14 protein-coding genes and 6 pseudogenes are annotated in these 24,666 nt (G+C 70.9%); 4 read left to right on the top strand and 16 right to left on the bottom strand.

Going from position 1 to position 24,666, the window contains the following annotated elements; genetic code table 11:
- Nucleotides 1–155: 155 nt before the first annotated feature.
- The 8 genes and pseudogenes from ABEB13_RS01355 to ABEB13_RS40135 all read right to left on the bottom strand — a co-directional run bounded on the left by ABEB13_RS01355 (nt 156) and on the right by ABEB13_RS40135 (nt 11,081).
- Complete coding sequence (locus ABEB13_RS01355) at nt 156–1,514, bottom strand: C39 family peptidase (RefSeq protein WP_345703883.1); 1,359 nt, start codon at nt 1,512–1,514, stop codon at nt 156–158.
- Nucleotides 1,515–1,593: 79 nt separating this feature from the next.
- Nucleotides 1,594–3,597 carry an N-acetylmuramoyl-L-alanine amidase gene (locus ABEB13_RS01350; protein WP_345703882.1) on the bottom strand — a complete coding sequence of 668 codons (2,004 nt, stop codon included), beginning with the start codon at nt 3,595–3,597 and terminating at the stop codon, nt 1,594–1,596.
- Nucleotides 3,598–3,857: 260 nt separating this feature from the next.
- A complete protein-coding gene (locus tag ABEB13_RS01345; protein WP_425559844.1) occupies nt 3,858–4,955 on the bottom strand; it encodes an ABC transporter ATP-binding protein in 1,098 nt (365 codons plus the stop codon).
- Nucleotides 4,952–5,944 (bottom strand): ABC transporter ATP-binding protein, encoded by a 993-nt coding sequence (locus ABEB13_RS01340; protein ID WP_345709494.1) that lies wholly within the window; start codon nt 5,942–5,944, stop codon nt 4,952–4,954. The genes ABEB13_RS01345 and ABEB13_RS01340 overlap by 4 nt, the downstream gene beginning before the upstream one ends.
- A gap of 45 nt (nt 5,945–5,989) precedes the next feature.
- Complete coding sequence (locus tag ABEB13_RS01335) at nt 5,990–6,943, bottom strand: ABC transporter permease (protein WP_345703881.1); 954 nt, start codon at nt 6,941–6,943, stop codon at nt 5,990–5,992.
- Nucleotides 6,936–7,860, bottom strand: a pseudogene (locus ABEB13_RS01330) (ABC transporter permease). Before ABEB13_RS01330 ends, ABEB13_RS01335 begins: the two are co-directional and overlap by 8 nt.
- A gap of 142 nt (nt 7,861–8,002) precedes the next feature.
- Nucleotides 8,003–9,610 carry a peptide ABC transporter substrate-binding protein gene (locus ABEB13_RS01325; protein ID WP_345703880.1) on the bottom strand — a complete coding sequence of 536 codons (1,608 nt, stop codon included), beginning with the start codon at nt 9,608–9,610 and terminating at the stop codon, nt 8,003–8,005.
- A 316-nt stretch (nt 9,611–9,926) separates the two neighbouring features.
- A pseudogene (locus tag ABEB13_RS40135) lies at nt 9,927–11,081 on the bottom strand (anhydro-N-acetylmuramic acid kinase).
- A gap of 290 nt (nt 11,082–11,371) precedes the next feature.
- Between ABEB13_RS40135 and ABEB13_RS40130 the strand changes: the two are divergent.
- Nucleotides 11,372–12,636 (top strand): annotated as a pseudogene (locus tag ABEB13_RS40130) (glycoside hydrolase family 10-like protein); the annotation flags it as partial.
- Between the two features lie 367 nt (nt 12,637–13,003).
- Here ABEB13_RS40130 and ABEB13_RS01290 read toward each other — a convergent pair.
- The 8 genes and pseudogenes from ABEB13_RS01290 to ABEB13_RS01255 form a co-directional block, all read right to left on the bottom strand.
- Nucleotides 13,004–13,111 carry a twin-arginine translocation signal domain-containing protein gene (locus tag ABEB13_RS01290; RefSeq protein WP_345703876.1) on the bottom strand — a complete coding sequence of 36 codons (108 nt, stop codon included), beginning with the start codon at nt 13,109–13,111 and terminating at the stop codon, nt 13,004–13,006.
- A 71-nt stretch (nt 13,112–13,182) separates the two neighbouring features.
- A pseudogene (locus ABEB13_RS01285) lies at nt 13,183–13,638 on the bottom strand (BadF/BadG/BcrA/BcrD ATPase family protein); the annotation flags it as partial.
- A 203-nt stretch (nt 13,639–13,841) separates the two neighbouring features.
- Nucleotides 13,842–15,535, bottom strand: a pseudogene (gene dacB / locus ABEB13_RS01280) (D-alanyl-D-alanine carboxypeptidase/D-alanyl-D-alanine endopeptidase).
- A gap of 395 nt (nt 15,536–15,930) precedes the next feature.
- Complete coding sequence (locus tag ABEB13_RS01275; protein WP_345703875.1) at nt 15,931–16,929, bottom strand: peptidoglycan-binding protein; 999 nt, start codon at nt 16,927–16,929, stop codon at nt 15,931–15,933.
- 211 nt (nt 16,930–17,140) lie between these two features.
- Entirely contained in the window at nt 17,141–18,502 is a 1,362-nt protein-coding gene (locus ABEB13_RS01270; protein ID WP_345703874.1) for a GH25 family lysozyme, read from the bottom strand.
- Between the two features lie 1,054 nt (nt 18,503–19,556).
- Entirely contained in the window at nt 19,557–19,805 is a 249-nt protein-coding gene (locus ABEB13_RS01265; protein ID WP_345703873.1) for a hypothetical protein, read from the bottom strand.
- A 67-nt stretch (nt 19,806–19,872) separates the two neighbouring features.
- Nucleotides 19,873–21,257 (bottom strand): annotated as a pseudogene (locus ABEB13_RS01260) (type III PLP-dependent enzyme domain-containing protein).
- Nucleotides 21,258–21,323: 66 nt separating this feature from the next.
- Entirely contained in the window at nt 21,324–21,896 is a 573-nt protein-coding gene (locus ABEB13_RS01255; protein ID WP_345703872.1) for a hypothetical protein, read from the bottom strand.
- Between the two features lie 106 nt (nt 21,897–22,002).
- Between ABEB13_RS01255 and ABEB13_RS01250 the strand changes: the two genes are divergently transcribed.
- The 3 genes from ABEB13_RS01250 to ABEB13_RS01240 all read left to right on the top strand — a co-directional run bounded on the left by ABEB13_RS01250 (nt 22,003) and on the right by ABEB13_RS01240 (nt 24,644).
- Complete coding sequence (locus tag ABEB13_RS01250; RefSeq protein WP_345703871.1) at nt 22,003–22,308, top strand: hypothetical protein; 306 nt, start codon at nt 22,003–22,005, stop codon at nt 22,306–22,308.
- Nucleotides 22,309–22,898: 590 nt separating this feature from the next.
- Complete coding sequence (locus ABEB13_RS01245; protein ID WP_345703870.1) at nt 22,899–23,876, top strand: MurR/RpiR family transcriptional regulator; 978 nt, start codon at nt 22,899–22,901, stop codon at nt 23,874–23,876.
- Between the two features lie 138 nt (nt 23,877–24,014).
- A complete protein-coding gene (locus ABEB13_RS01240) occupies nt 24,015–24,644 on the top strand; it encodes an SMI1/KNR4 family protein (protein WP_345703869.1) in 630 nt (209 codons plus the stop codon).
- Nucleotides 24,645–24,666 lie beyond the last annotated feature (22 nt).

The following is a 24,666-nucleotide window of genomic DNA, read 5'->3' as shown; positions in this document are numbered from 1 at the left end:
CGCTCCCGGCTGGCCGACCTGGCCCCGCGCGACGCCGACGGCGCCGTGCAGCCACTTGTCATGATGGTCACGGACAACGGCGGACCGTTCCGCTCGTTCCGCTGTCCCATGTTGGTGCGTGGGTTGGCTGTCACGGAAGATTCCAAACTCTTCAGTCACCAGTTCCTGGGCAGCCCCGGGATGTTTGGTGGCAGCTGATGTTGTGGTGGGTGAACGAGGTAGATGATTCCGCCGCCGGCCATCCATACGCGTTCGAAGTCGCCGCGCGGGTAGGTTCGGCGTACGTCCTTGTCCGTGGGAGAAAGCGGATCGTTGACAACGACATCGCCGTTCTCTTCGAAGCCGCGCACGACCATGATGTTTCCCGCGGTGGAGTAGCCGCCGAGTTCGTTGCTCCGGGCGGACTGTGCTGTGGCAATGGGGATTCCGGCGGTGATGAAGTGCTCGAGTTCTGTGAGTGACCGGAGGCGGGTGACGATGCCAAGTAGGCCGTATCTGGCGGGGTAGGCGGCGTTGAATGCCCAGTTGCCGCAGCCTTTGTAGGCGTAGTCGTAGACGGCGCGGGCGGTGAAGTCGACGTCGGGGGCCGGATCCTTCGGATCGATCCAGAGCAGTTCGTCGTCGGCGGGGCCACGGCCGAAATATGCGGTGAGCATGGCGGTGCAGGCGGGGCCGGCCCAGGCCTCGCCGCCCCCGTCGTACTGCGGACAGTGCCCGGTGTGGACTTCCTGTGAGCGCTGGGGTACTTCGAGGATGGTGCCCCAGGCGCCGCCGTGGCCGCTGACCGTGTGGCGCGTCGGCGCGGCCTTGTTGGAGACCATCATTGTGAGGGAGTGCAGTGCGGGTGGGGCGTCCGAGGTGGCGGTCCCGCGGGGATCGGGTTCCTGGTCGTCGGCGAGGAGGAGGAGGGTCTGGATCCGGAAGGCATGGGTGGTGCGTCCTGGCGCGGCGGTGAAGGTGTCGATCTCGATGGTGCCGAATGCGTCGGACTGTGCGGGGACGGTGGTGCGGTGCACAGTCTCGTCGCCGGGCGCCCACTGGGCCATGGTGTACCAGTCGGATTCGTTGCCGGTGGCGTCCCGTACCTGGAGGCGTACGGTGAGGCGGCTGTGGGTGGGGCCGGTGGCGGTCCAGGAGGGCACCAGCTCGTCCGCGCCGACTGGGTCGGGAGCGTTGTGGGCCTGGGGGGCGCCGGGTCGGTCGAGCTCGAGCCCGACCGGCGTCCAGGGTGAGGTCCATCGGGCGTAGCGCCAGGTTCCGGGTCCGTGGCCGAAGGGGTCGGTGTATGAGGTGGAGCCGACGTGTTCGTGCCAGGCCAGGGCGGTCCGTCCGGGAAAGGCGGGGTGGTGGTCGGTCAGGACGAGTCCTTCGGCGGTGCCGTCCGCGAACGAGGCTGAGTCTGCCCAGCGATGGAGCGCGGCCAGTCCGGGGCCAGTGTCGCTGCCGGAGGAGCCCCTGGGCTCGCTTTGCCGGCTCGGGTGGGGAGAGGACCTGTCCGGCGTGTGCCCTGTCATCGTGCTGTCCTGGCTCTCTGGCCGCCCGTGGCCGGTCGTGGGTGCCGGCGGCGCGGCGCCGGCACCCACGCTACCGGCCTCAGCCGCCGGTGGGTGCGGGCGCCCAGCTCGGCACCAGCTGGACGTCGTCGGCGTTGACGAACATGAATCGCTGGCCGAACTGGATCTGGTAGTAGACGTTCGTGCCGCGGACGACTGTGTGGTTCGCCTGGTCGAACGTGTTGGAGAAGTAGTACTCGCCGTGGACGGCTCCGCCGAAGGAGTAGCGCTGTCCTGGCTGGAGGGTGTACGGGAGCGGCGTGATGGCCTGCGGGTTGATGCCCGTGGGATAGGCCGAGGCCTCAGGGTAGGCGCGTCCGTACACCGGTACCGAGGTTCGGCCCGGTCGGGTGACGACTGTCAGGCCGTATTCGGTGAGCGTGACGGGCTTGGCGGCGGGGTTGCGGAACCAGCCCTTCTGGCCGAGGTACCAGATCGCGGTCCAGTCGCCGTCGCGGTCGGCGATGACGTACTGTTGACCGGTGCTGACACGGGCCGCGTGGTCGTACACCGACCAGGTGCCCGGGGTGGGCCGGATGCCGATGTCGGTGACGAGTGGTGCGTCGTCGTGTGGTGCGGTGCGGAGCGTGATCGACGCGGAGCCGTGCACGGGGCACAGGTCGGCGGGTGTGTCGCCGCAGTAGTAGGGCTCGGCGTTGGTCTCGTAGTCGGGGGCGATGGTGACCAGGCCGGCCGTGGCGGCGGGGCCGGAGCCCGTGAACGGGTGGCCCAGCAGATCGAAGTAGTGGCCCCAGTCCCAGTAGGGGCCCGGGTCCTGGTGCATGCCGGGGATGCTGGCGGGGGTGCTGCCGGGCACGTTGTCGTGGCCGACGATGTGTGCGCGGTCCAAGGGGATGCCGTACTTGCCGGCCAGGTACCGCACCAGCTTCGCCGAGTTGCGGTACATGGCCTCGGTGTACCACTGGCCGCCCTGCGCGAGGAAGCCTTCGTGTTCGATGCCGATGGATTTGGCGTTGACGTACCAGTTCCCGGCGTGCCAGGCCGCGTCCTTGGGGTTGACGTGGTTGGCGATGTGGCCGTCGGCGGAGCGCACCGTGTAGTGCCAGGAGACGTAGGTCGGGTCCTGGACGAGGCTCAGGGTGGGCTCGTACAGCGTCTCGGTGTCGTGGATGACGATGTAGTCGATTTTCTGGTTGAACGGCCGGTTGGACAGGTCGTGGTTGCCGTAGTCGCCGGGTGCGTCCGACAGCTGCTGGTAGGGGGCGGGGATCCATTCGCAGCCGAGGGAGGGCGGGCAGTCCGCGCCGCTCTGGGCGTGTCGCAGGTGCAGTTTGGCGAGCTGATCGGTGCGCGGGGCGATCCGGGCGGCGGGCAGGGTGACCGGGCCGCCGTCGGCGTCGGTGAGGCGGGCTTCGCCCTCGGCGATCACCTCGAACACTTGGTCGGCGAACTGTCGTGCGGTGGCGTCGTCGTCGGCGCCGGAGTAGCGGGCCACGGCTCCGTACCAGGCGGCGGGGTCGGTGGAGGCGGGTTCTCCGAGGGCGGCCTGGTGGGCGGCGAGGAGGGCGGCGCCGCCGCGGATGTTCGTCGAGGGGTCGCTCTTGAGCTGCTGGCTGGTGGCGCCGGTGAGGCGGGCGGCTTCGTCCACCGTCTGGAGCCGGGTGGGGATCTGCGACGCGGGGGTGGGCGTCGGTGGCATGTGGATGTTCAGGGGCGTGTCGTCCTTGCCGCGCGGGTCCCCTGTGCCGTCGCTCTGCTGGTGGAGGCCGTTCAGCGCGCCGCGGGCGTCAGTCAGGTGCATCGGGCCGTAGCCGGCGTCGGTGCTGGGGGCGCCGTTGTGCGTGTCCCAGCGGCTCTCCAGGTAGGAGACGCCGAGCAGGACCTGCAGCGGCACCTTGTACTCGGCGGCGGCTGCGGCGAAGCCTGTGGCCCGCGCGCCGCCGGTGGCCTGGTCGGCGGCCTGGGCCTGGGGCACCACTGCGAGGGTGGGCAGGAGGCCGACGGCTGTCATCAGGGCGAATCGGGCGTGGGCGGAGATGCGGCGCCGGTGGGTTCGTCCGGGCCGTGCGGATACGTCTGGCATGAGTGCGGCGCTCCTTTGTCTCATGGCGTCGACCGGGTTGGAGGGAGCACGGTCCCGGGGCGGGACCGGTGGAACGGGGTGCGGGTGCGTGGAGCGGTCGTGCGGCCAGCGTCCGTGCGCGCAGGGCGTGCCCGGCATCCGGGGTCCTCGTGGTGCGGCCCTGCGGCTGGCGGCCGGAGCAGTCTGCAGGGCACCGTCCCGCCCGCCAGGAGCGGCGCGCCGGGCGGGACGGCGAGTGCAGGGCGCCTCTCGGCAGGCCGTCAGGAGGGCTCCGTGGCCGGGGCTTTTGTCACGGGCGCCGGCACGACTACCAGGGGGAAGTGGCAGGCGGTCGGGTGGTCGGTGCCGGGCCGGACGGTCAGCTCGGGCTCCTCCTGTGCGCAGCGGTCCTGTGCCTGCGGGCAGCGGGTGCGGAAGCGGCAGCCGGACGGCGGGTCTGTCGGAGAGGGGAGGTCGCCTTCCAGCAGTGGGCGGGGCAGGCCTCGGTGGGACGGGTCGGGCACGGGTACGGCGGCCAGCAGTGCCCGGGTGTAGGGGTGGTGCGGTTGCCCGTAGACCTGCTCGCGTGTGCCCGTTTCCACGATCCGTCCCAGGTACATGACGGCGATCCGGTCGCAGAGGTACTGCACCACCGCGAGGTCGTGGGCGATGAAGAGGCAGGCCAGGCCGAGGCGCTCGCGGAGGTCGGCGAGGAGGTTGAGTACCTGTGCCTGGACCGAGACGTCGAGTGCGGACACCGGTTCGTCGCAGAGCAGCAGCTCCGGGCCGAGGGCCAGTGCTCGTGCTATGCCGACTCGCTGACGTTGGCCGCCGGAGAACTGGTGGGGATAGCGGTCCGCGTGTGCCGGGTCGAGGCCCACGAGGCGAAGCAGCTCGTTGACCGTCTCGCGACGCTGGGCCCGGGGTGCCGTGTCGGGGTGGATGACCAGTGGTTCGGCCACGATCTCGCCGACTGTCATCCGCGGGTCGAGGGATGAGTACGGGTCCTGCAGGACCATTTGCGCTCGGCGGCGCATGGCGCGCAGCTGGCGGCGGTCCAGCGCGAAGAGGTCCTGTCCGTCGACTTCGACGGTGCCGGAGGTGGGCTGTTCCATTCCCATGAGGACGGAGGCCAGGGTCGACTTGCCGCAGCCGGATTCGCCCACCAGGCCGAGTGTTTCGCCGCGGTGCAGGTCGAGGTCGATGCCGTCGACGGCTCGTACGGTGTCCCGTGGGCGGCGGGAGAGCAGGTGACGGGTCATCGGGTAGTGCTTGGTCAGATTGCGGACCCGCAGGATCGGGGGCTCCTCGTTCGGTTCGGGCCGGGCGGGCGAGGCGGTGGCGGTGGCCTGCGGGGTGGCGGTGGTCTCGGTGGTCACCGTTGGCCTCCTCGGTTCAGGACCTCCTCGGTGAAGTGGCAGGCGCTGCGGCGCTTGCCGGGCGGTGGGCCTACGGGGAGAAGGGCGGGTATCTCGTGTGTGCAGCGTGTCTGTGTCTGCGGGCAGCGGGGGTGGAAGGCGCATCCGGTCGGTGGGTCGGCGAGGTCGGGCGGTGTTCCGGGGATGGGGTGGAGTCGTTGGCCTGGGCGGTCGAGTCGGGGTACCGAGTTCAGCAGGCCGAGGGTGTAGGGGTGGGCGGGTGCGGTGTAGAGCGGTGGTGCGTCTGATTCTTCGACGGCGCGGCCGGCGTACATCACAGTGATTCGGTCTGCGACGGAGGCGACCACGCCGAGGTCGTGGGTGATCAGGAGGAGGCCCATCGCGGTTTCCTGCTGGAGCTCGGCGAGCAGGCGCATGATTTGGGCCTGGACGGTGACGTCCAGGGCTGTGGTCGGCTCGTCGGCGATGACGATGTCGGGGTCGAGTGCCAGGGCCATGGCGATCATGACGCGTTGGCGCATCCCGCCGGAGAACTGGTGGGGGTAGTCGTCCGCGCGGCGGGCGGCCGCGGGGATGCGGACCCGGTCCATCAACTCGATGGCCTTCGTGCGTGCTTCCTTGCGCCGCAGTCCGCGGTGGACGCGGAACATTTCGCTGAGCTGGGTGCCGACGGTGAGGACGGGGTTCAGTGCGGACAGTGCGTCCTGGAAGACCATGGCGATTTTGGTGCCGCGTAGTTTGCGGTGCTCGGAGTCGGGCAGTTGCAGCAGGTCGCGGCCGTGCAGGCGGACCGCGCCCCGGGTGATCCGGGCGGGTGGTGTCGGCAGGAGGCCCATGACGGCCTGGGCGGCCACGGACTTGCCGGAGCCGGATTCGCCGAGGAGGGCGAGGGTCTCGCCGGCGTGGAGGGTGTAGCTGAGGCCGTTGACGGCGCGCACGGTTCCGCGGGAGGTGCGGAACTCCACGTGGAGGTCGTCCACTTCGAGCAGGGGGTGTCGGCCTCGCCGGTGGCGGGTGCGGTGGCTGTCACGGGGTCACCTGAGCTTGGGGTCGTAGGCGTCGCGGACGGCGTCGCCGAGCAGGATGAAGCTGAGCACGGTGGCTGACAGGAAGAGGGCGGGAAAGGCCAGTAGGTGCGGGTGGTCGAGGAAGTAGCTCTGGGCCGTGTTGAGTTGCAGGCCCCAGCTGACTGCGGGGTACTGGAGACCGACGCCGAGGAAGTCGAGGGTCGCCTCGCCGGAGATGACGTTGCCGATGTTGAGCATGGCCACGACCACCACGGGGGTGATGGCGTTGGGGAGGATGTGGCGGAGCATGAGCCGGGTCGGTCGGGCTCCGCACATTCGGGCGGCCCGGACGTAGTCGGCGTCCTTGACGGCGATGACCTGCGCGCGCATGACCCGGGTCATGGTGCTCCAGCCGAGCGCGACGAGGACGAGGGTCATGGCGCCCAGCCCGTGCCGGGGGAAGGCGACGAGGATGACAGTGGCGCCGAGGACGAACGGCAGGCCGAAGAAGACCTCGGTGGCGCGGGAGAGGAGGTTGTCCACCCAGCCGCCGTAGAAGCCGGAGAGAAGACCGAGGACGACGGACACGAGCAGCGCTCCTGTGGTGACGGCCACGCCGGCCAGCAGGGAGGGGCGGCTGCCGTGCATGACCTGTGCGAGGTAGTCGCAGCCCTGCAGGTCGTAGCCGAAGGGGTGGCCATCAGTGGGGCCGAGTTTGGAGCGGGAGAGCTCGCAGCGCCCGTTGTCGTTGGTGAGCAGGGTGGTGAAGAGGTCGGGGACGGCGGCCATCAGGCCGATGAGTGTGATCGCCGCGAGGCAGACCCAGACCAGGGGGCGTCGGCTCAGCTGATGCCAGGCGTCGCGGCTCAGCGATGCGGGCGCGGTCTGCTGCGGGCCCTGTGCCTCGGAGGATGTGGGAATGCCGGTGGGGGCGGGCGGCAGCAGGGTGTCCCCGGGGGCCGACGGCTGGGGGCTAGTCATGGCGGATCCTCGGGTCGAGCAGGCCGTAGAGGACGTCGACGACGAGGTTCGCCAGGATGAACACCAGGACGAGTGCGGTGGTGATGCCCACGACGGTGGGGCCCTCGCGCAGCTGGATCGACTGGAAGACCTGTTGGCCGATGCCGGGCAGGTTGAAGATGTACTCGGTGACGATGGCCCCTGCCATCAGTGAGCCGAGCTCGACCCCGAGGAAGGTGACCACGGGGATGAGGGAGTTGCGCAGGGTGTGCCTGATGATCACCCGGCGTCGGCTGAGGCCTTTGGCGTCGGCGGTGCGCACGTAGTCGGCGCGCAGGTTTTCCACCAGTGAGGAGCGCGTAAGGCGGGCGACGTAGGCGAGGCCGAAGGAGGCCAGGACCAGCCCCGGGAGGAGGTAGGCGGTGGGCCAGCCGGCGTCGGCGCCGGAGACGGGGAACCAGCCCAGTTTCACGCCGAGGACCAGCTGGGCCAGGTAGCCGACGATGTAGACCGGGACGGCGATGACGATGGTGGTTGCGCCGAGGACGATGTTGTCGGCCCAGCGGCCCTTGTTGAGTCCGGCCCACACGCCGAGTGCCATGCCGAGGACGACTTCGAAGAGCCAGGCTGTGAGTGCGAGTCGGACGGTGACCTGCCAGCGGTCGGCGATGACGTCGCCGACCGGCTGGCCCCGGAAGGTGGTTCCGAAGTCGCCGGTGAGCAGTCCGCGCAGGTACTTGGCGTATTGGACGACGAGGGTCGTCCAGGTGGTAGCGCTGGTGGAGTTCGTGGAGCACCGAGGCCGGGACGGGCCGGTCTCCGGCGAGGCCCTGGATCGGGTCGCCGGGGAGGACGAACACGAGCGCGTAGATCAGGAAGGTGGTTGCCAGCAGCACGGGGATCGCGTGCAGCAGGCGCCGGGCGATGAATCGGCCCATGGAAGGCTGCCCCCGGGGGTTCGGGCCGCCGGCCCGGACAGGGGGCCGGGCCGGCGGGCGTGTGGGCTGGGGTTCTCGGTTGTCCGCGGGAGGAGGCCGAGGCTCGTGGTGGTGGGCGGGGGCCGCGGGGCGCGGCCGGCGGTCACCGGTTGACGGTGACTTCGTCCAGGTGCAGGCCCGTGACGTAGGGGTCGATGAGGACGTGGCCGACCTTGGTGCTCCAGGCCGACTGGTCCTGCCAGTTCCACAGCGGGATCAGCGGCATCTCCTTGAGTGCCACGTCCTCGGCCTTCTGGTAGGCGGCGAGTCCGTCCTTGGGGTCCTTGGCCGCGTTCCCCTGGGCGACGAGGGCGTCGAATTCCTTGCTCGTCCACCCCATGCGGTTGTCGGGGTTGTACAGCCCGTCGAGGTAGTTCTGCATGCTCGGGTAGTCGATCACCCAGTTCTGGCGGTAGGGGCCGGTGCCCTGGCGCTTGTTGAGGATCGGGCCGAGGTCGGCGGAGGCCATCTTCTTGAAGCTGATGTCCTGGATGCCGAGGTTCTGCTTGAGCTGGTTGGCGACCGAGGTCATCCACTGCTCGTATGTGGGATCGGAGTTGGAGAAGTACAGCTCCAGCGGGCCTGTGAAGCCGCCGGCCTGGTCGAACAGGGCCTTGGCCTTCGCCGGGTCGTAGGTGCAGGCTTCCCCGCACGCCTGGTCGCGGTGGCCGGGAATCATCGGGGCGACCACGGAGTCGGCGGGCTTGAACACCCCGTTGTAGATGGCCTGCGTGACGCCCGGGCGGTCGATGGCCATCGACAGTGCGCGGCGCAGGTCCGGGTTCTGGAAGCGCTTGTCCCACAGCGGCAGGCCCAGGTAGTCCATGGTGCCGCTGGGGCGCACGGAGTAGCGGTCGGCGAAGGCATGCTTGGCTTCGGGGGCGCGGGCCGCGGGGACGGTCGTCATGATGTCGACGTTGCCGGCCTGCAACTCGGTGAAAGCGGTGTCCTTACTGGTGAAGATCTTGAAGGTGACGCCGTCCGCCATGGCCTTGCGGCTGCCCGCGTAGGCCGTCGACTTCTTGAGGGCGATCTTCTGGTTGTGCACCCAGTCGCCGACCATCTGGAAGGGACCGTTGCCGATCGGGTGCGCGTCGAAGCCCTTGGCGTCGGTGAACGCCGCCTTCGGCAGCGGTGCGAAAGCGGTGAAGGCCAGCATCATCGGGAACTGGCTGAACGGTGCGGTCAGGGTGACCTGGAGGGTGGTGTCGTCGACCACCTTGAGACCGGACAGCTTGTTCGCCTTCGGCTGCTGGCCCTCGGCCGGGTTGAGGTCCGCGTAGCCGTCGATCTGGGCGAAGTAGTAGTTCGACTCCCAGCCGTTGGGCCCGTAGGCGGCGGCGTTCCAGGCATCCGCGAAACTCTGTGCGGTGACCTTCTCGCCGTTGTGGAATATGCCGTCCGGGCGCAGCTTGATCGTCCAGACCTTCTGGTCCGCCGACTCGACGGACGAGGCCGCCAGCGGCAGCACGTGGCCGTCCTTGGGGTCCAGGGTGACCGGGGTGTCGAACAGGCCCTGGATGACCTGGATGGCGTAGCTGTCGGTGGTCTGGCCCGGCGTCAGGTGGTTGGGCTCGGTGAGGGCGACGGTGTAAGTTCCGCCGGGCTTGCGGGCCCTGGTCGGCGGACGTGCTGGCGCGGTCTGCCGTGCCGCCGCAGGCGGACGCTGCCAGGGCGAGGGCTGCGACGGCCGCCATGGCCGGAAGCGCACGCGCGGGGCGAGCGGTGCGGGAGGGTCTGTGCGAGGGCGTGTGCATGGCCGCTGTGTTCCTCTCGGTTCCTGCCGGTGGGGCGGGAAGGGGTACCGGAGACAGGGGTGGTGCAGGTGCGTGGGGGTCGTCGGCCGCGCTGCCGGACGGACCGGGGCTGGTGTTTCGGCGGCGATGCGTTGGCTGCCGTCACCCGCGGGCCTTCACCGTAGGGGCGGTTGCGGGGCGGCGGCGATGGACGGTGTGTCGATGCCTGCGCTCCGGGCGCGGACAGTCTGTCGATGCGTCAGCGGGGCCGATCAGGGGACCGTTTCCGGCTCAGCCTGTGCGGAAGACCGTGGTGGCAGGGGCCCGGCGCACTGCGGCCGGTCGCGGAAGCCCGCCGGGGCCGGGTGCCACGGAGCCCAGGACCCGGGGCCCGCGTGCGCCCGTGCGGGACGGCAGGGAGGCGGGAAGCCCGTGGATGGTGTACCAGCCCAGAACTGCGAACGCCGCCGCCTCCTTCGCGTCCGACGGCAGTCCCACGGTGCCGCTCGGCACCAGCCGTACTCCTGGCAGTTCGGCGGTCAGCACGGGGTTGCGGCAGCCGCGACCCGACACCAGCACCTCGCCCAGGGCGTGGCGCCGCACTTCGTCCGCCACGGTGCGTGCCGTCAGGGCCGCGAGGGTCGCCAGGTCGGCAACGGCCGGTTGTGTGCCCCCGACGCCCGGTGCTCCGCCAGCCTTCTGTCCAGGTAGCCGGAGTGGAACAGTTCCTTGCCGGTGGATTTCGGTGCCGGCCGCCGATAGTACGGCTCCGTCAGGAGACGCAGCAGGAGCGCGCCGTCGACGTGGCCGGAGGCCGCCAGGGCCCCGTTCGCGGTCGTAGTTCCTTCTGGTGGCTTGCAGCACGGCCGCGTCCAGGAGCGCGTTGGCGGGGCCGGTGGCGTACGCGACTGCCTGGCCGTCCATGGTGCCCGCAACGGTGAGGTTGGCGATTCCGCCGAGGTTCAGCGCGCCGCGATACGCGCCTGGGACGCCGACAGCGGGGCTCGTTCCGCACGGCACGCCGGCCAGCACCAGCGGGCTGCCGACCACCTCCGCGATCCATGAGGGGCTGCCCAGCTGGAGGGTGCCGCGCACGACCCCGTCGTCGGCTCAGTGGTAGACGGTCTGTCCGTGCGAGGCGACCAGGTCCACTCCGCCGACCGCGCCGGATGCCTCGGCTGCTGCCCGCGCGAAGGACTGCCCGATCAGGGTGTCGAGCCGGCACACGGCGGCCATGTCGACCGGGCGCGGCGGCAGCGACGCCGCCAGGACGGTGCGCAGCCCGTCGTCGTACGGGACCGCGGCCTGGTGGAGCAGCCGTCCGCGCAGCACCGTGCCCGGCAGGGCCGGGATCGGGCCCCGGGCCGACGCGTCGCTGTCGTCGAGTACGAGGTCCACGTCGATGACGTCGTGCGAGGTGCCGGACATCATTCCGAGAACCTTCACCTGACGGCTGCCTTGCGTCGTGCGTGCCGGTGACTGCCGCGGCCAGCGGTGCGGAGGCGCGTGGCGGGATGCGGCCGACGGTAGCGGGCGGGCCGGTGTTTCCCCGCTGCGGTGCCGGGAAGTTGCCTGACAGGGGAAATCACGCCGCATCAGTTGCCCAGCCCTTGACGTGTCTCGTGGCGCACCCGGCACAGTGGGCACGCCCTGCCGAGAGCGCGCCCTGCTGCGCCGCTGCGCGGACGGTGGGGCCTCATACCCCTTTGCCCGCCCACGTCTCCCACGGAGCCGCCATGTCGCCTTCGCCCGAACCTTCCCGCCGGAGCGTGCTCTCCGCACTGGCCGTAGTCGCCTCGGGCGCGTCCGGCGGGCTGCTAGCCGCCGGCCCGGCCCGGGCAGCGGATGCCTCGACATCGCCCGCACCGGCGGTGGCAGGGCCCAAGGCCCAGCTGCGTGGCGTGTGGATCGCCTCGGTCGTCAACATCGACTGGCCGTCACAGGCCGGCCTGTCGGCCGAGCGCCTGCAGACGGACTTCGTTGGCCAGCTGGATCGGGCCAGGGCCCGCAACATGAATGCTGTCTTCGTGCAGATCCGTCCCACCGCGGACGCCTTCTGGCCGTCCCCGTACGAGCCGTGGTCGCAGTGGATCACCGGCGTGCAGGGCGAGGACCCCGGTTGGGACCCGCTGGAGTTCATGGTCCGTGCCGCCCACGAGCGCGGCTTGGCCTTCCATGCCTGGTTCAACCCCTACCGGGTGTCCATGCAGCCCGATGTCACCGCGCTGGTGGCCGACCACCCGGCCCGGACCCACCCGGAGTGGACGGTCTCCTACGGAGGCAAGCTGTACTACAACCCGGGTGTGCCGGCTGCTCGGCGCTTCGCCCAGCAGGCCATGCTGGACGCAGTGCGGCGCTACGACGTCGACGGTGTCCACTTCGACGACTACTTCTACCCGTACCCGGTCAGTGGCCAGGACTTCCCCGACGATGCGGCGTTCGCCGCCTACGGCCGGGGTGGACTGACAGGGCCGCCTGGCGCCGCGCCAACGTCGACCTGATGGTCAGCGAGATGCAGCAGCTCGTTCGCGAGGCCAGACCGGAGGCGTACTTCGGCATCAGCCCGTTCGGCGTGTGGCGCAACGACACCAGGGATCCGGGCGGCTCGGCCACCAAGGCGTTCCAGTCCTACGACGGCCTCAACGCCGACACCCGCGGCTGGGTCCAGAAGGGCTGGCTGGACTACATCGCCCCGCAGCTGTACTGGCACATCGGCCTGGCCGTCGCCGACTACGGAGTTCTCGCCCCCTGGTGGGCTGCGCAGACCGCCGACACCGGAACACTGCTGTGGACGGGGCAGGCCGTGTACAAGGTGGCCGACCCTGCCCAGCCGGCTCCGTGGCAGGACCAGGCCGAGCTGTCGCGCCACCTCGACCTCAATACCACGCTGCCCCAGATCAGCGGCGACATCCTGTTCAGTGCCAAGGACACCTGGGCCGACCGCATCGGGTCGATCAGCCGGTTGCAGGCCGACCACTGGCAGCGGCCCGCCCTGGTGCCGGTGCTTCCACGTCTGGCCGACGGCGCTGCTCCGCGCCGCCCCGTTGTCCGGGTGGAGCGCCGCGGTGCCCGGGGGCTGGCCTTCGAGTCGGCCTGCGGCGGCGCTCACCCCGCGCCGTTCCAGTACGCGGTCTACCGCTACGACGCGCGGCCCGTTGGCCCGCGTCCGGCCGCGGACGCCGACCACTTGGTGGCCTTGGTCCCGGCGGCCGTCGGATTCTTCGACGTGCCGGACGACGCCCGCGGCGCCTGGTACGCGGTGACGGCCGTTGACCGGGTTGGCCGCGAGAGTGCCCCCAGTGCTGTCGTGCGTGCCGGGGCCGGGCCGCGCCCAAGGTGACGCCCGGCGCGCGGCCGCAGGCCCACCCCTACGCGAGCGCGGCGACTGCGCGGTGGAGGCGGTGGGCCCGGGCGGGCGGCACGGTCGGGTGGAGGCCGAGGGCCGCAAGGGCGGCGGCGGTGGCGGCGTCCCGCACCGGCACGGTGGTGGCGCCGCCGGCACGCAATACGCGGGTGACCGGTCGGCAAGCAGAGTCTCACCGGTGAGCAGTCCGCCGGCCAGGACGACCGGCAGGGCCGCGAAGTCCGCGCTGGCCGCCGGCGCGAGCGAGTCGAGGGTGGGCAGCAGACGCCGCGCGCTGTGGGTGACGATGGCATCAGCGATGGGGGCACCGGCCCGGGCCGCCTCGTCCACCAGCGGGGCAAGGCGGCTGAGCTCGGCCGGTTCGGCGGCGTGGACGGCGCTCACCATGCGGCGGGCCAGCGCGGTTGCGGTCAGCGCCGCGGCATCGTGGAGGCCCAACGCCCGAGGCAGAACATGCAGCAGGGTGGTTTTCGGCCCGCGGCCGTCCAGGCCGGCCAGCGCGGCGACAACCGCCTGGCGACCCAGCCAGACGCCCGAGCCTTCGTCACCGAGCAGCCAGCCGTATCCGTCACGCCGTGCGACTTGAACGCCGCGACGGTACAGGGCGGCAACGGCGCCCGTGCCGGCCAGCTGGAGCAGAGCGTCGGGACAGGCGGTGGCGCCGGCGACGGCGGGAGTACCGGACAGTCCGGCCCTGCGCCAGACGGAGGGCGGCCAATTCGCCTTAAGCCGCGGCGTCCTGGCCGGCAGCGCCCGCGAAGGCGAGGTGACCGGCCAGGACCCGGCGGCGCTCCACTCCGGCCAGGGCGCCTTCCAGCGCCCGATGGAGTGCGGCGGCAGAATCAGAGCTGGAGCGCAGGTTCCCGCCGGCGCCGCGGCCGCGGTCGTGCACCCGCCCGTCCAACCCCACCACGGCGCAACGCGTGCTCGTGCCGCCGGCGTCCACGCCGACCACCGCGGGCGCCGGTTCCACGGGAGCGTCGGGACGTCTCACAGCGCTGCTCTCCTTCCGTGTCGTAGCTGTCGATGGGTTCGCATACGAAGCCTATCGGCGGGTGGGTGGGACGCCGGCCACCGGGAGGAGTGCTCCGGCGGCCGGCTGCGTGCTGCGTGCGACCTGCGGTCGGGTCAATCCCACATGCGGCCTTGCACGCCATGCTGCCCAGCGTCGGTCTCGGCGCCGGGGACGCGGTCGACCTGCGCGCGCAGCGCCGCGGGCGCTGAGGGCCGCCCGCCAGCCGGACGGCGATCTGGTCGATCACCGAACGCGGGCGTGCGCCAGCGAAGTTGTTCAGCAGAACAGTGAAGGCGAGCTTGCGTCCGTCGGGAGCGGTGACGTACCCGGCGATGGTGTCGACGCCGCTCATGGAGCCAGTTTTGGCGTGGACGTTGTTCTGCGCCGGAGTGCCCTGCATGCGGCCGGCCAGGGTGCCGCCCACCAGGCGGTCGGGGTTGCCCGCGATCGGCAGTGCCTCGTACCAGGTGCTGAACCAGGGCTGGTGGCGCGCGTAGGACAGGAGCGCCGTGTAGCGGTCGGCGGTGACCAGGTCGTAGCGGGAAAGCCCCGATCCGTCGGCCTGGCGTGCCGGCGTGGTGTCCAGTGCGTTGCTGTGCAGGAAGTCGCCGATCTGGGCGAGTCCGGCGGCCCAGCTGCCGTCGTCGGCCTTGACCCGGCCCATTTCCTTGACGAGGTGCTCGGCGATGCCGTTGTTGCTGAGCTTGAGGAACGGTACGAGGAGGTCGCCGAGCGTGGCGGAGTCGTGACTGGCGACGGGCCGAGCGCCGGCGGGGGTGGTGCGGGCGACCGGGGTGCGGCCCAGGACGTGGACACCGTGCCGCCGCAGGGCGGCGGCCAGGACGTTCGCGGTGGCCCGGGCCGGGTCGTCGACGGTGACCCATTCGTCGTCGGGGCCGTTGTCGGCGGGCAGGCTGCCGGACAGCACGATCTCGTTGGTGCCGTGGCGGCGGGTCACGTCGACGCTGTAGTCGCTCCCGGCCGAGCCGGTGGTCACGGCGCCGGTGATGGTCACCCCGGTGTCGGCGGGAACCACGTGCACCGCGGCGGGCTTGCCGGGTGCACCGGGAGTAGGGTGACCTGCAGTGTCCCCATGTCGTCGTCGGTGTCGCTGGCGATCGTCAGGGCGGAGATCTGCGGGCTGTAGTAGTACGGCTCGTCGTCCCAGGCCCAGCCGCTCCCCAACGGCACGTCGTCGTAGCGGGAGGCGTCGTAGGCCAGGGAGCCGGTGACCAGACGGACCCCGCTGTCGGCAACCTGCTGGGCGAGCGCGTCGAGGTCCTCGGCGCGCAGGCTGGGGTCGCCGCCGCCGCGCACAATCAGGTCGCCCTGCAGGACGGCGCCGGTGCGCCTGCCGTCCGCCAGGATGTCGGTGGTGAAGCGGTGGTCCGTACCGAGCGTGTCCAACGCGGCGGCGGAGGTGATGAGCTTCATGGTGGAGGCGGGCAGTTCCAGCTGCTGGGAGTTGTGGGTGTACAGGACCTCTCCGGTCCCGGTGTCCACGACCTCCACGGCTGCCATCGCGCCGACCAGTCGAGGGTCGGTGAGCAGTCGGTCGATGTCGGCGGTCAGCACAGGGTCAGTGGCGGCGGCGACTGCCGGTCGTGGCGCGGTGGCGCCCGGGGCGGCGACCATCAGCATGCCGGTGGCGAGGGCGACGGCTGCCGGCAGGGCGATGCGGTGGCGGTGGGGAAGGCGCATGCGGGGGTTCCTGTTCGTGGTCTTCGCGGGCCGCCGGGGTGGTGACGGGTGGCGCCGGTTCGGGGTGGTGGGCCGGTCCAGGAGCGGGGGATCCCGGACCGGCCCGGGGGCGGTGTGGCTGGGGGATGACCGGGCCGCTCACCTGCGGGCCGGGGGAGCTGGCGGTGTGCGGTCCTGTCGGCTGTGCGGGCGGGCTGCTGCGGGCGGACGTGCGGTCAGTAGAAGCAGCCGGTGGTGGGCAGCGACTGCGGGGACGGGGGAGTGGTGCCGTCCCACAGGGCGGCCAGCATCTGCTGCGGGCAAACCGAGACACCGCCCCGGAAGATGCCGAAGTGCAGGTGCGGTCCGGTGGTGTTGCCCGTGTTGCCGGTGTAGGCGACCAGCTGGCCCGGGGTCACGCGGGTGCCGGTTGCCACCAGGCGGCTGTTCAGGTGGCAGTACTGGTAGGTGACGCCGTCGTCGCCGTCGATTGCCAGGCCGTACCCGCAGGCGTCGCTCGCACCGCCGTTCTGCCGGGCAGTTCCGGAGGTGACGGCGAAGGCGTCGGTCCACTCGTCGACCGGGATGTCGTCCGCCGGGTAGTCGTGGTGCGGCTGCAGCAGACTGTCCCGGCCTCCGGCGACGGCGCCCCTTGGCACGACAAAGGCGTAGCCGCCGTAGACGCCGCCGCTCCCGGGGGCTGCGCCGAGCAGGTACTGCCAGGTTGTGCTGCCGACGGTGCTGCCCCCGGTCAGCTGCTGCTTGCTCTTGAAGTCGTTGACGGCGGTGGTGGTGTCGCCGGCGAACACTCCGTCGGTGGGCACGTTGTAGCCGATCTTCTGCAGCTGGAACTGCATCGCCCGTACGGCATCGGCCTGGGCGTCACCGGGGGAGACGGTGACGACCAGCTTGCCCCAGGTGTTGGTTCCGACGATGCCGTCGGCCGTCAGGCCACTGGCTGTCTGGAAGGAGACGACGGCGTTCTGCGTCTGGGCGTCGAAGTAGCCGCCGGCGACGAGGGTCTGGCCCCGCTGGCGCAGCAGGAACTGCATGCTGGCCACGTCGTTGCCGCCAGCGCCCTGGGAGAGCACCGGCCAGGCGGGGGCGGCTGCGTGTGCGGGGAGGGCGGTGCCCAGCATCATCATCAGGGCACCGGCCAGGGCCGCAGCCAGTCGGAGCAGCGCGGGCCGGCGCCGGTCGGTACCGGCTTGTGGGTAGTGGGGGAGGCTCACCATCGGTCCTTGTCTCGTGGGGATCGGGGATCCCGGATTCGGGTGACGCGTGGGGTCTGATGCCGCGCTGGGCCTGTCCCTGGTGTCGTGTCGGGCTTTGGGGCACGGCCCGGGTGCCCGGGATCTCCGGAGTGCGGGTGGCGTCGGTCGGTCGTCCGAGAGATCCTATGGGGCTGTCGGTGGTCCCTGTGCGGTTGCGTCGGCCGGCTCGCCGTCAGGAGGACACGAGGGCAAGCCAGGTCGGCTTGAGCACGGCGCCGTCGGCCGGGAGTCCCTGCGCGATCTGGTACGTCAGAGCCGCGTCGCGCGTGCCGGTGCCGTACTGCCCGTCGACGGTCAGGGTGGCGCCGTGGGCGTTGAGGCCGACCTGGGTGGCCTTGACTACGCTGCCCGAGGAGCCCTGCATGACCGTGCTCGCCAGCGACTGCCAGGTGGCGGAGCCGACAATGCCGTCGGCGCCCAGCCCGGCGGAGCTCTGATACGACACGACGGCGCTGCGCGTTCCGGAGCCGAACTGGCCGTCGACGGTCAGTGAGGCGCCGTGCGCGTTGAGGAGGTGCTGCAGGATGCTGACCCGGGTCCCGATGTCACCCTGCTGCGTCTGAGGCCAGACGGGCGCGGCGGGCGCGGGCGGGGTGGCGGCTGCGGTGTTGGCGGCAAGGGCCTTGAGGTCGGCCGTGGTGCCGTTGAAGACGTCCTGGTCGCCCGCGAAGACGCCGGCGTCGGCGTACTGCCAGATGGACTGGCCCGTCCAGCCGTTGGGCATGGGGGCGGCAGTGCCGGTGTAGTTGGCGACGAACAGCGGGTAGGCGCTTGCGGCGGAGGAGTTGCCGGTGCAGGTTCGCCACCAGTCGGTGGTGGTGTACAGGCTGGGGTAGCGGCCGGTGCGGGCCTTGATCTCGTTTCCGAAGTCGAGCACCCAGGAGACCATCGTCGTAGTGCTCAGGCCGAAGCAGGTCGCTCCGTAGGGGTTGTACTCGATGTCGAGGAGCGGGGGCAGCGTCCTGCCGTCGGCCGCCCAGGTGCCGCCGTGGTCGACGAAGAAGTCGGCCTGGGTCTTGCCGCTGGAACGGTCCGGCAGTGCGAAGTGGTAGGCACCGCGGACGAATCCGGCCGATGCCGAGCCGTTGTACTGGGACGAGAACGTCGAACTGGTGTAGGTGGTGCCTTCCGTGGCCTTCACGTAGGCGAAGGAGGCGCCGGCCGCGGCGGTGGCGGTCCAGTCGATGTTCGGCTCGTAGGCGGCCACGTCGACGCCGAGCGGTTTGGCGCCGGCGGGCAGCGCGGAAGCCTTGAGCTGTGCGGTGAGCTGCGCGCCGGTGGTGTGGGTCGTTCTGCCGGGAAGTGGGCGGGCGTTCGTGCCTGCGGCAGAGGACCGACCGGGGAGGGTGGAGCCCAGGTGGTCGGCGTCGGGGTGGGTGATCGGACCGGACGCGGTCTGTACGGCTGTGCCCGTTGCCGTGAGGGGCGCTGCGTGGGCGGGGGCGCCGAGTGCGGTGATGGTCAACGGCAGCAGGACGGCAGCGATCAGGGTTGCTGCCCGGTTGTTCAGGAACGACGGCGCGCTGCGCGGCATGGCTGCTCCTGCAGGTGTCATGTGGGGGTCCGCCGGAACGAGGGGTGCGCGCCGGCTGGGGACCAGTAGTGCGGAAATTAACCTTGCAGGCAAGCCCTAAGGCGAAAAGTTTCTTTCGCCGTAACACGGCGCTCCGTGGGCCGAAGTGGCTCTCCCATACCACTTCTGACTGAGCATCAGATTATGTGTTCGCAGATGAGCCACCTGTCGACGCGGACTCGTCGGCGCTCAAACCGCTGCGGCAGCGCGCAGTGGTCCCCTGTCTGCCCGTGGGCGCCATCTCACGCGAGGCAGAGCGGCGGAGGTGAAATTTGACGAAACTCTTGTCGACGAGGCCCGTGCCGGGGAGAGTGGTCCCGACACCGGCGCCTGCGTGCGGTGCTGCCACTCCGAACCAGACGTAGGTCGGCTCAGCGCTCGAGGTGGGCCGCCACCGCCTCGGTGCGCACCCGCGCCGCACCGTAGGCCGTCACACATAGCCCGCCGGAGGGTTCCTGCTGCGGCGCCCCCAGTTCCACCACCACGGCGTCGCGTCGCCGGACTATCCAGCGCTGCCAGACACGCGCCAGGCGTGCCGACGGGCATTACGCACGACCGGGACCAGCGGCCGGTCCGCGCCGGCCGCGCGCACGGCTGTAAGCGTGCTGGCAGGATCGAGCTCGGCCTCGTGCTGGGTCACCTGCCGCGCGTCGGTGCTTGGCAGGAGCGCGGTCAGTGGGTGCGGCCAGACCCCCGCGGTCACGGGCCTACGGCGACGGTCACCGCCGATCGGAACTCAACCGCGAAGGGATCCCCGCGGCCGCGGGACGGTCACCCGAGGGCCGTGCCGTCACCAGCGTCCTGCGGGCCGCCGACCGACCTTGCTGCAGCGCCGGCAGGCGCCGCCGATTGCGGCTCCCGGCCCCATCGCGCGAACGACGCCACGTTCGCTGCGGCCTCCGCCAGTAATCCGCCTCCACATCGAGCCTGCGCTTGGGTCCCCGCCTCGCCATCAACATCCCCATCATGATCAAGGAGTGTTGCGATAAGTTAAAGCCCAAGATCGCGCCCAGGGTCAGATTGCCCGGCTACGAGGAGCCGGTCGCCCATCCAGCCGGGTCACGTCGCCGTCCTCCTCGTCGACCGCGACCAGGACGTCCGGATTGACCTTGCGCAGGTGCGCGATCAGGGCGGCAGCCTTGGTGTGCCTGTCGGGTCCCGCGGCGAAGTTGTGGCCGAACAACAGGACGGACGTCAGGCCGTCGGCGAGTTTGCGGCGGATCCAGCCCGGGGTGGTCCGTCCTTGGAAGGCAGGCTGCAGCACCCCGTCCGCCAGGCGCAGGAGGCCTTGGTCGAGCGGCGCGCGGGCGTGGTGCTGCCCGTCGATGTGCTCATCGGGCGTCCCCGGGGGCCGTCGCAGAGAGGGCCGTCGTCTCGCCGAGGGTGCGGGCCACGATGTCCGCTACCGTCTCCTGCCTGGACAGCACTGTGAAGTGGACGTCGCCTGCCGCGTCCACCTCGAAGGCGTGCACCGCGGGCTGCGGCAGGCTGTTGTAGTGGAACGGGGTGGAGAAGTAGTACGCGCCCGTGTCGGGCACTACCACGAGGTCGCCCGGCGCCAGCGGCGGCAGGTCGCGTGCGCGCGCCACCAGGTCGCCGGCGAAGCAGCACGGCCCGGCGATGTCCTGGGTCACGGTTGCCCCTTTGCCGACCGGATGGGGCAGGCCCTTGGCGTCGTACGCGAGGACACGCAAGGGCCAGGACTCCGGGAGGAAGACTGTGCGGGCGGCGACTTGCACTCCGACGTGCGTGAGTGCGATGGCCCGCCCGCCGGAGGACTTGGTGTACTCCACCCGCGAGGCCATGAAGCCGTTCTTGGCCAGCAGTGAGCGGCCGAACTCGGTCACCAGCAGGTACCTGCCGGTCAGCAGTCCGGGGGCGCCAGCGTGCAGAGCGGCGACCTGGTCGGCGAAGGACGGGTCGTCGCGATCGTCGGCGAAGTTGACGGGCAGGCCGCCACCGATGTCGATGCCCTCGATGCGGCTGCCGCCGGCCAGCGCGTCGATCTCCGCGGCCAGCTCGACGACGGCGGCGACCCCGGCCACGGACAGTTCCAGCGGGCAGCCCTGGGAGCCGACGTGCACGTGGAGCCAGCGCAGCCATGGCCGGGCCAGGAAGGCGCTGATGATGTCCTTCCGTGCCCCGGGGTCGCTCAGGGCGAAGCCGAACTTCGAGTCACTGCCGGCCGTCGACATGGCCGCGATACTCCCCAGTCCCACCTGTGGATTGATGCGCAATCCGATCCGGGATGAGCTGCCGGCCCCGTCCATCAGGGCATCGACGCGGGCCAGCTCCTGGTAGTTGTCGACGTTGACGGCCACTCCGGCGGCCAGCGCCGCCTCCAGCTCCGGTCGGGTTTTCGCGGGCGAGTCCAGGACCAGGTGCTGCGGCGTGAAGCCGGCGGCCAGCGCCTGCGCGAGCTCGCCCGGGCTGGCAACCTCGCAGCCCAGCCCGTGCCCGAGCATCACGCGCAGGACCGGCACCAGGCTGTTGGCCTTCGCGGCGAAGGTGTGCTCGACCGCGATCTCGGGGGCCAGGCGCTGCGGAGGGCAGCAACGGTTTCGGCGATGCCCGTCAGGTCGAGGAAGGCGGCCAGCGGCGTCTCATCGGGGGCCAGCAGGTCGGCGCGCACGGCCGCGCGGACCGCGCGGTCGCGCCGCTCGGAGCGGCCGAACACGGGTCGGCCGGAAGGGGGCAGGAGGCGTGGGCTGCTCATGTGTACCGCTCCAGGGAGTGCAGGGGCGTGCCGGGTCGACTTGTACCGTGGTGCAGTGCTCGAAGCTCAGACGGGATCCTTGTGGTACAGGCGGAAGGTTCGTTCCAGTCGGGAACCGACCGCGCGGGCGTAGAGCCGGTAGGGGCCGGTCCAGGCGATCTCGGCTTCGCCGATCCCCGCTTTCTGCTGGTCGCTCAGGCAACGGCGCGGCAGTATCGCGCCCACGCCCAGGCCCCGCCGGGACTCGGCGGTGCCCATCGGGCCAAACCACGTGTCGCGTTTGACGCCGTGGCAGCCGAAGCCGACGACCTCCGCCTGCTCGCCGTCACCGTGCACCGCGATGTGGCAGCGCGGTGGGTCGTAGGCGATGGCGACCTCCCCGACCCAACTGCCGCCCCAGGTTGGCATCCAGGACAGCAGGCGCTCGCGGTCGTCCGGCACGGCCCGGCGTACCCGGACGCCGTGCGCGCCCAGGCGTTGTTCGTCCTGGGCCGTGTCCAGGTCGGCCGTGGCCAGGTCCGTGAGCATGTTGACCGCGTCGGGGCCGCGCTCGTAGCCGGCGGACTCTACGAGGCACACGGCCGGGGTGTAGCGGATGTCGATGCCCGGCCAGGCGTAGTGCGGCGGGGTGCCGCGCACCGCGAGCCGCTCCGCGCCGGCTGCTCGCAGTCGCTTCTCGACACCTGCCAGCAGTGCTCGCCCGTGGCCCCTGCCGTGGCGGCCGGATCGACGGCGAGGAGGAGGTGTGACCGGTGCGCGCGATGGCCGGCGGGCTCGTGGACGCGCCAGGGTCGGACAGCGGTTGCGGGGCGAGCCAGCCAAGGGCCAGGCCCGTGACAGCGCCGTCGATTTCTGCGACGATCCGCAGTTCGGGGCGGTCGGCCGTGATGCCCCAGAGCAGATTCAGCACACGGTCGGCATCGGTGTCGTACACGAGCGAGGCTGCTGCGATCTCATGCAGCCGAGGGAGGTCGTCGTGGTGTGCTACACGCAGCAGGGACTGCCCGACGCCACTCATGCTATCCACCCCAATCGTCACTTGCCAACGTGATTTGGTTTTCAAGCGGTTAAAACTTACCAATCATCGCCCGGGGCCACCAGAGGTCCCCGGCCCCCATACCTGTGGTACCGACCCGTTCGTGGAGGACGCGGCATGACGGCCCCCCGCACCGCCCGCCCCACCCCGATCCCTCCCGGGCGCCTCGCCCGCGGCACCACCGCAGCCTCCCTCGTCGCCTCCGACGACCTTCTCGGCACCGTCCTCGCGACCTACCGCGGCGCAGACGGCGAACCGCACCACCCGCATGCGCACCGAGGCACTGCAATGCCACACCTAAGGACTGAGCAGCCGCAGGCCTCGGCTGGAGCCTGCGCGACGACCCCTGGAACCACCTGGCGCAACACTGGCCGGCCACCGGAGCCGAACACCCCGGCTTCACCGCCACCGGCGTTGCCCACGCCCCGCCAGCGGCCTGTGAACGGTCCTCCTCACCACATCCGCGTCCACCTCGGCCGCGACGCGACCGCCACCATTACGCTGCGCCATGCCGTCTGCGACGCCCTCGCCGATCCCGACCTCTGAGCCATCCCTGCAGACAGGCTTCCACCCCGCCGGATCCCCTGTTCATGAAAGGCACACCCATGACCTCAGCTGACAAGGCCCACCCCAAGCGCACCACCACCGACCGGACGGTCGATCACAACCCTGCCGAGCGCAAAGCACCCGCCCCCCGAACCCCCACCCCCGCGCACAGCGCCCCGCCGCAAACCGTCCTCGTTCAGATCAGAGCCCTCCTGCCCTCACTGCCTCCCGCCGAGCGCCGCGTCGCCGAGGCAGCACTCGCCGACCCGGCGAACGTGGCCGCACAGACCATCACCGAGCTGGCCGCCGAATGCCGAACCTCCGAGACCACCGTGATGCGCTTCTGCCGCACCCTCGGCCTCAAGGGCTACCCCGACCTGCGGATCGGCCTGGCCTCCGCAGCCAGCGCCGAGGAAAGCAGCGCCGGCCGGACAGCTGTCGGGCCTGACATCGGACCACGCGACACGCTGGCCGACATCGTCGCAAAACTCGGCTTCGCCGACGCCCGCGCCGTGGAAGACACCGTCGGCCAACTGGACCTCCACGCCCTCAAACGAGCCGTGGAAGCGCTATCGTCGGCAGACGGCATCGACGCATACGGGGTCGGCGCCAGCGGCCTGGTGGCACTGGACCTCCAGCAGAAACTGCACCGCATCGGCCGCAGGATAAACGCCTGGGTCGACCCACACATGGCATTGACCTCCGCCGCCCTGCTGCGCGGTGGCGATGTGGCGATCGGCATCTCGCATACTGGCGACACTGCCGCGACGGTCGAAGTGCTTTCGGAAGCACACCGCAACGGCGCCATCACCGTGGCCATCACCAACTTTCCGCGCTCGGCCATCACCGAATACGCCGACCATGTGCTGACCACGGCGGTGCGTGAGACGACGTTCCGCTCTGGGGCGATGGCCAGCCGGATCGCGGCGCTGACCGTCGTCGACTGTCTGTTCGTCGGGGTGGCCCAGCGCAGCCGCCCCCGGACACTCAGGGCTCTGGAGCGCACCTACGCCGCAGTGCGCAGCCGCCGCCTATAACGCCGGTTCATCAAATCGTGGGCATAGCTTGTGATTTGCCCAACGGGCTTGAACAGGGTGTGTATCGCTTGAAGGCAAAGGCCAGGCGGGGGACCTGGAGCGTCAGCCCGAACGAAGGTCGGATCTCGGCGGCGGGCCATGGTGTCCGTGCTCGCCGTCGATAGGAGAGCCGTGAACGTGCACGTGGACTGGTCAGGAGTCCGGGAACACGTCATCGCCGTCGACGAGGCCGAGCGTCGGGCGCGTGGCACAGAGCCGTCGTCCTACCCGTTGTTCGAACCAGTCCTGACACTCGCCGAGATCGCCGAGGCCGAGGCACAGTTCGGCGTCACGCTCCCTGAGGAGTACCGCACGTTCCTGGCGGAGGTCGGGGCCGGCGGCCCCGGACCAGGCCGCCTCTCGCCATTGTGCCGGATCAACGGGGTCTGGGGATGGCAATGGGACACCGCAGGACATCAATGGAGACCAAAGATCGACCTGGAGTCGCGTCCGCGTCCCGTCCTCCCTTATAGACGTCCTCGCGCGCCACCGCGAGAGCGACATCACCGGAGACCGGCGCTGACTGTGATCAAGCCGAGCGTCCAAGGCAGAAGGGCCCGCCTGACCATCGCCACCGGGCGGAGGGACATTTCGGCGGTTCGCGGGTCCGGGGCAAGGGTCGTAGCCCCGTCGGGTCTGAAGGCCGGGATTCCCAGGGAAGATCATGGGTGGTTCGGGCGGGCTGGACGCTGCCGGGCGAGCGGGACTCAGGTTACGGCGCGTGGTTGAACTGGGCGAGACCCGGCGGTAG

It is taken from the genome of Kitasatospora paranensis, assembly GCF_039544005.1.
Taxonomy (GTDB): Bacteria; Actinomycetota; Actinomycetes; order Streptomycetales; family Streptomycetaceae; genus Kitasatospora; species Kitasatospora paranensis.
Note: the sequence above shows the minus strand (reverse complement) of the source record. Positions and strands in the feature narration are given on the sequence as shown.

Bases quoted from the DNA above. Each gene is read 5' to 3' on its own strand.
- ABEB13_RS01355 (WP_345703883.1), bottom strand. From the start codon at position 1,514: ATGACAGGGCACACGCCGGACAGGTCCTCTCCCCACCCGAGCCGGCAA.
- ABEB13_RS01350 (WP_345703882.1), bottom strand. From the start codon at position 3,597: ATGCCAGACGTATCCGCACGGCCCGGACGAACCCACCGGCGCCGCATC.
- ABEB13_RS01335 (WP_345703881.1), bottom strand. From the start codon at position 6,943: ATGACTAGCCCCCAGCCGTCGGCCCCCGGGGACACCCTGCTGCCGCCC.
- ABEB13_RS01275 (WP_345703875.1), bottom strand. From the start codon at position 16,929: ATGGTGAGCCTCCCCCACTACCCACAAGCCGGTACCGACCGGCGCCGG.
- ABEB13_RS01270 (WP_345703874.1), bottom strand. From the start codon at position 18,502: ATGCCGCGCAGCGCGCCGTCGTTCCTGAACAACCGGGCAGCAACCCTG.
- ABEB13_RS01245 (WP_345703870.1), top strand. From the start codon at position 22,899: ATGACCTCAGCTGACAAGGCCCACCCCAAGCGCACCACCACCGACCGG.
- ABEB13_RS01240 (WP_345703869.1), top strand. From the start codon at position 24,015: ATGGTGTCCGTGCTCGCCGTCGATAGGAGAGCCGTGAACGTGCACGTG.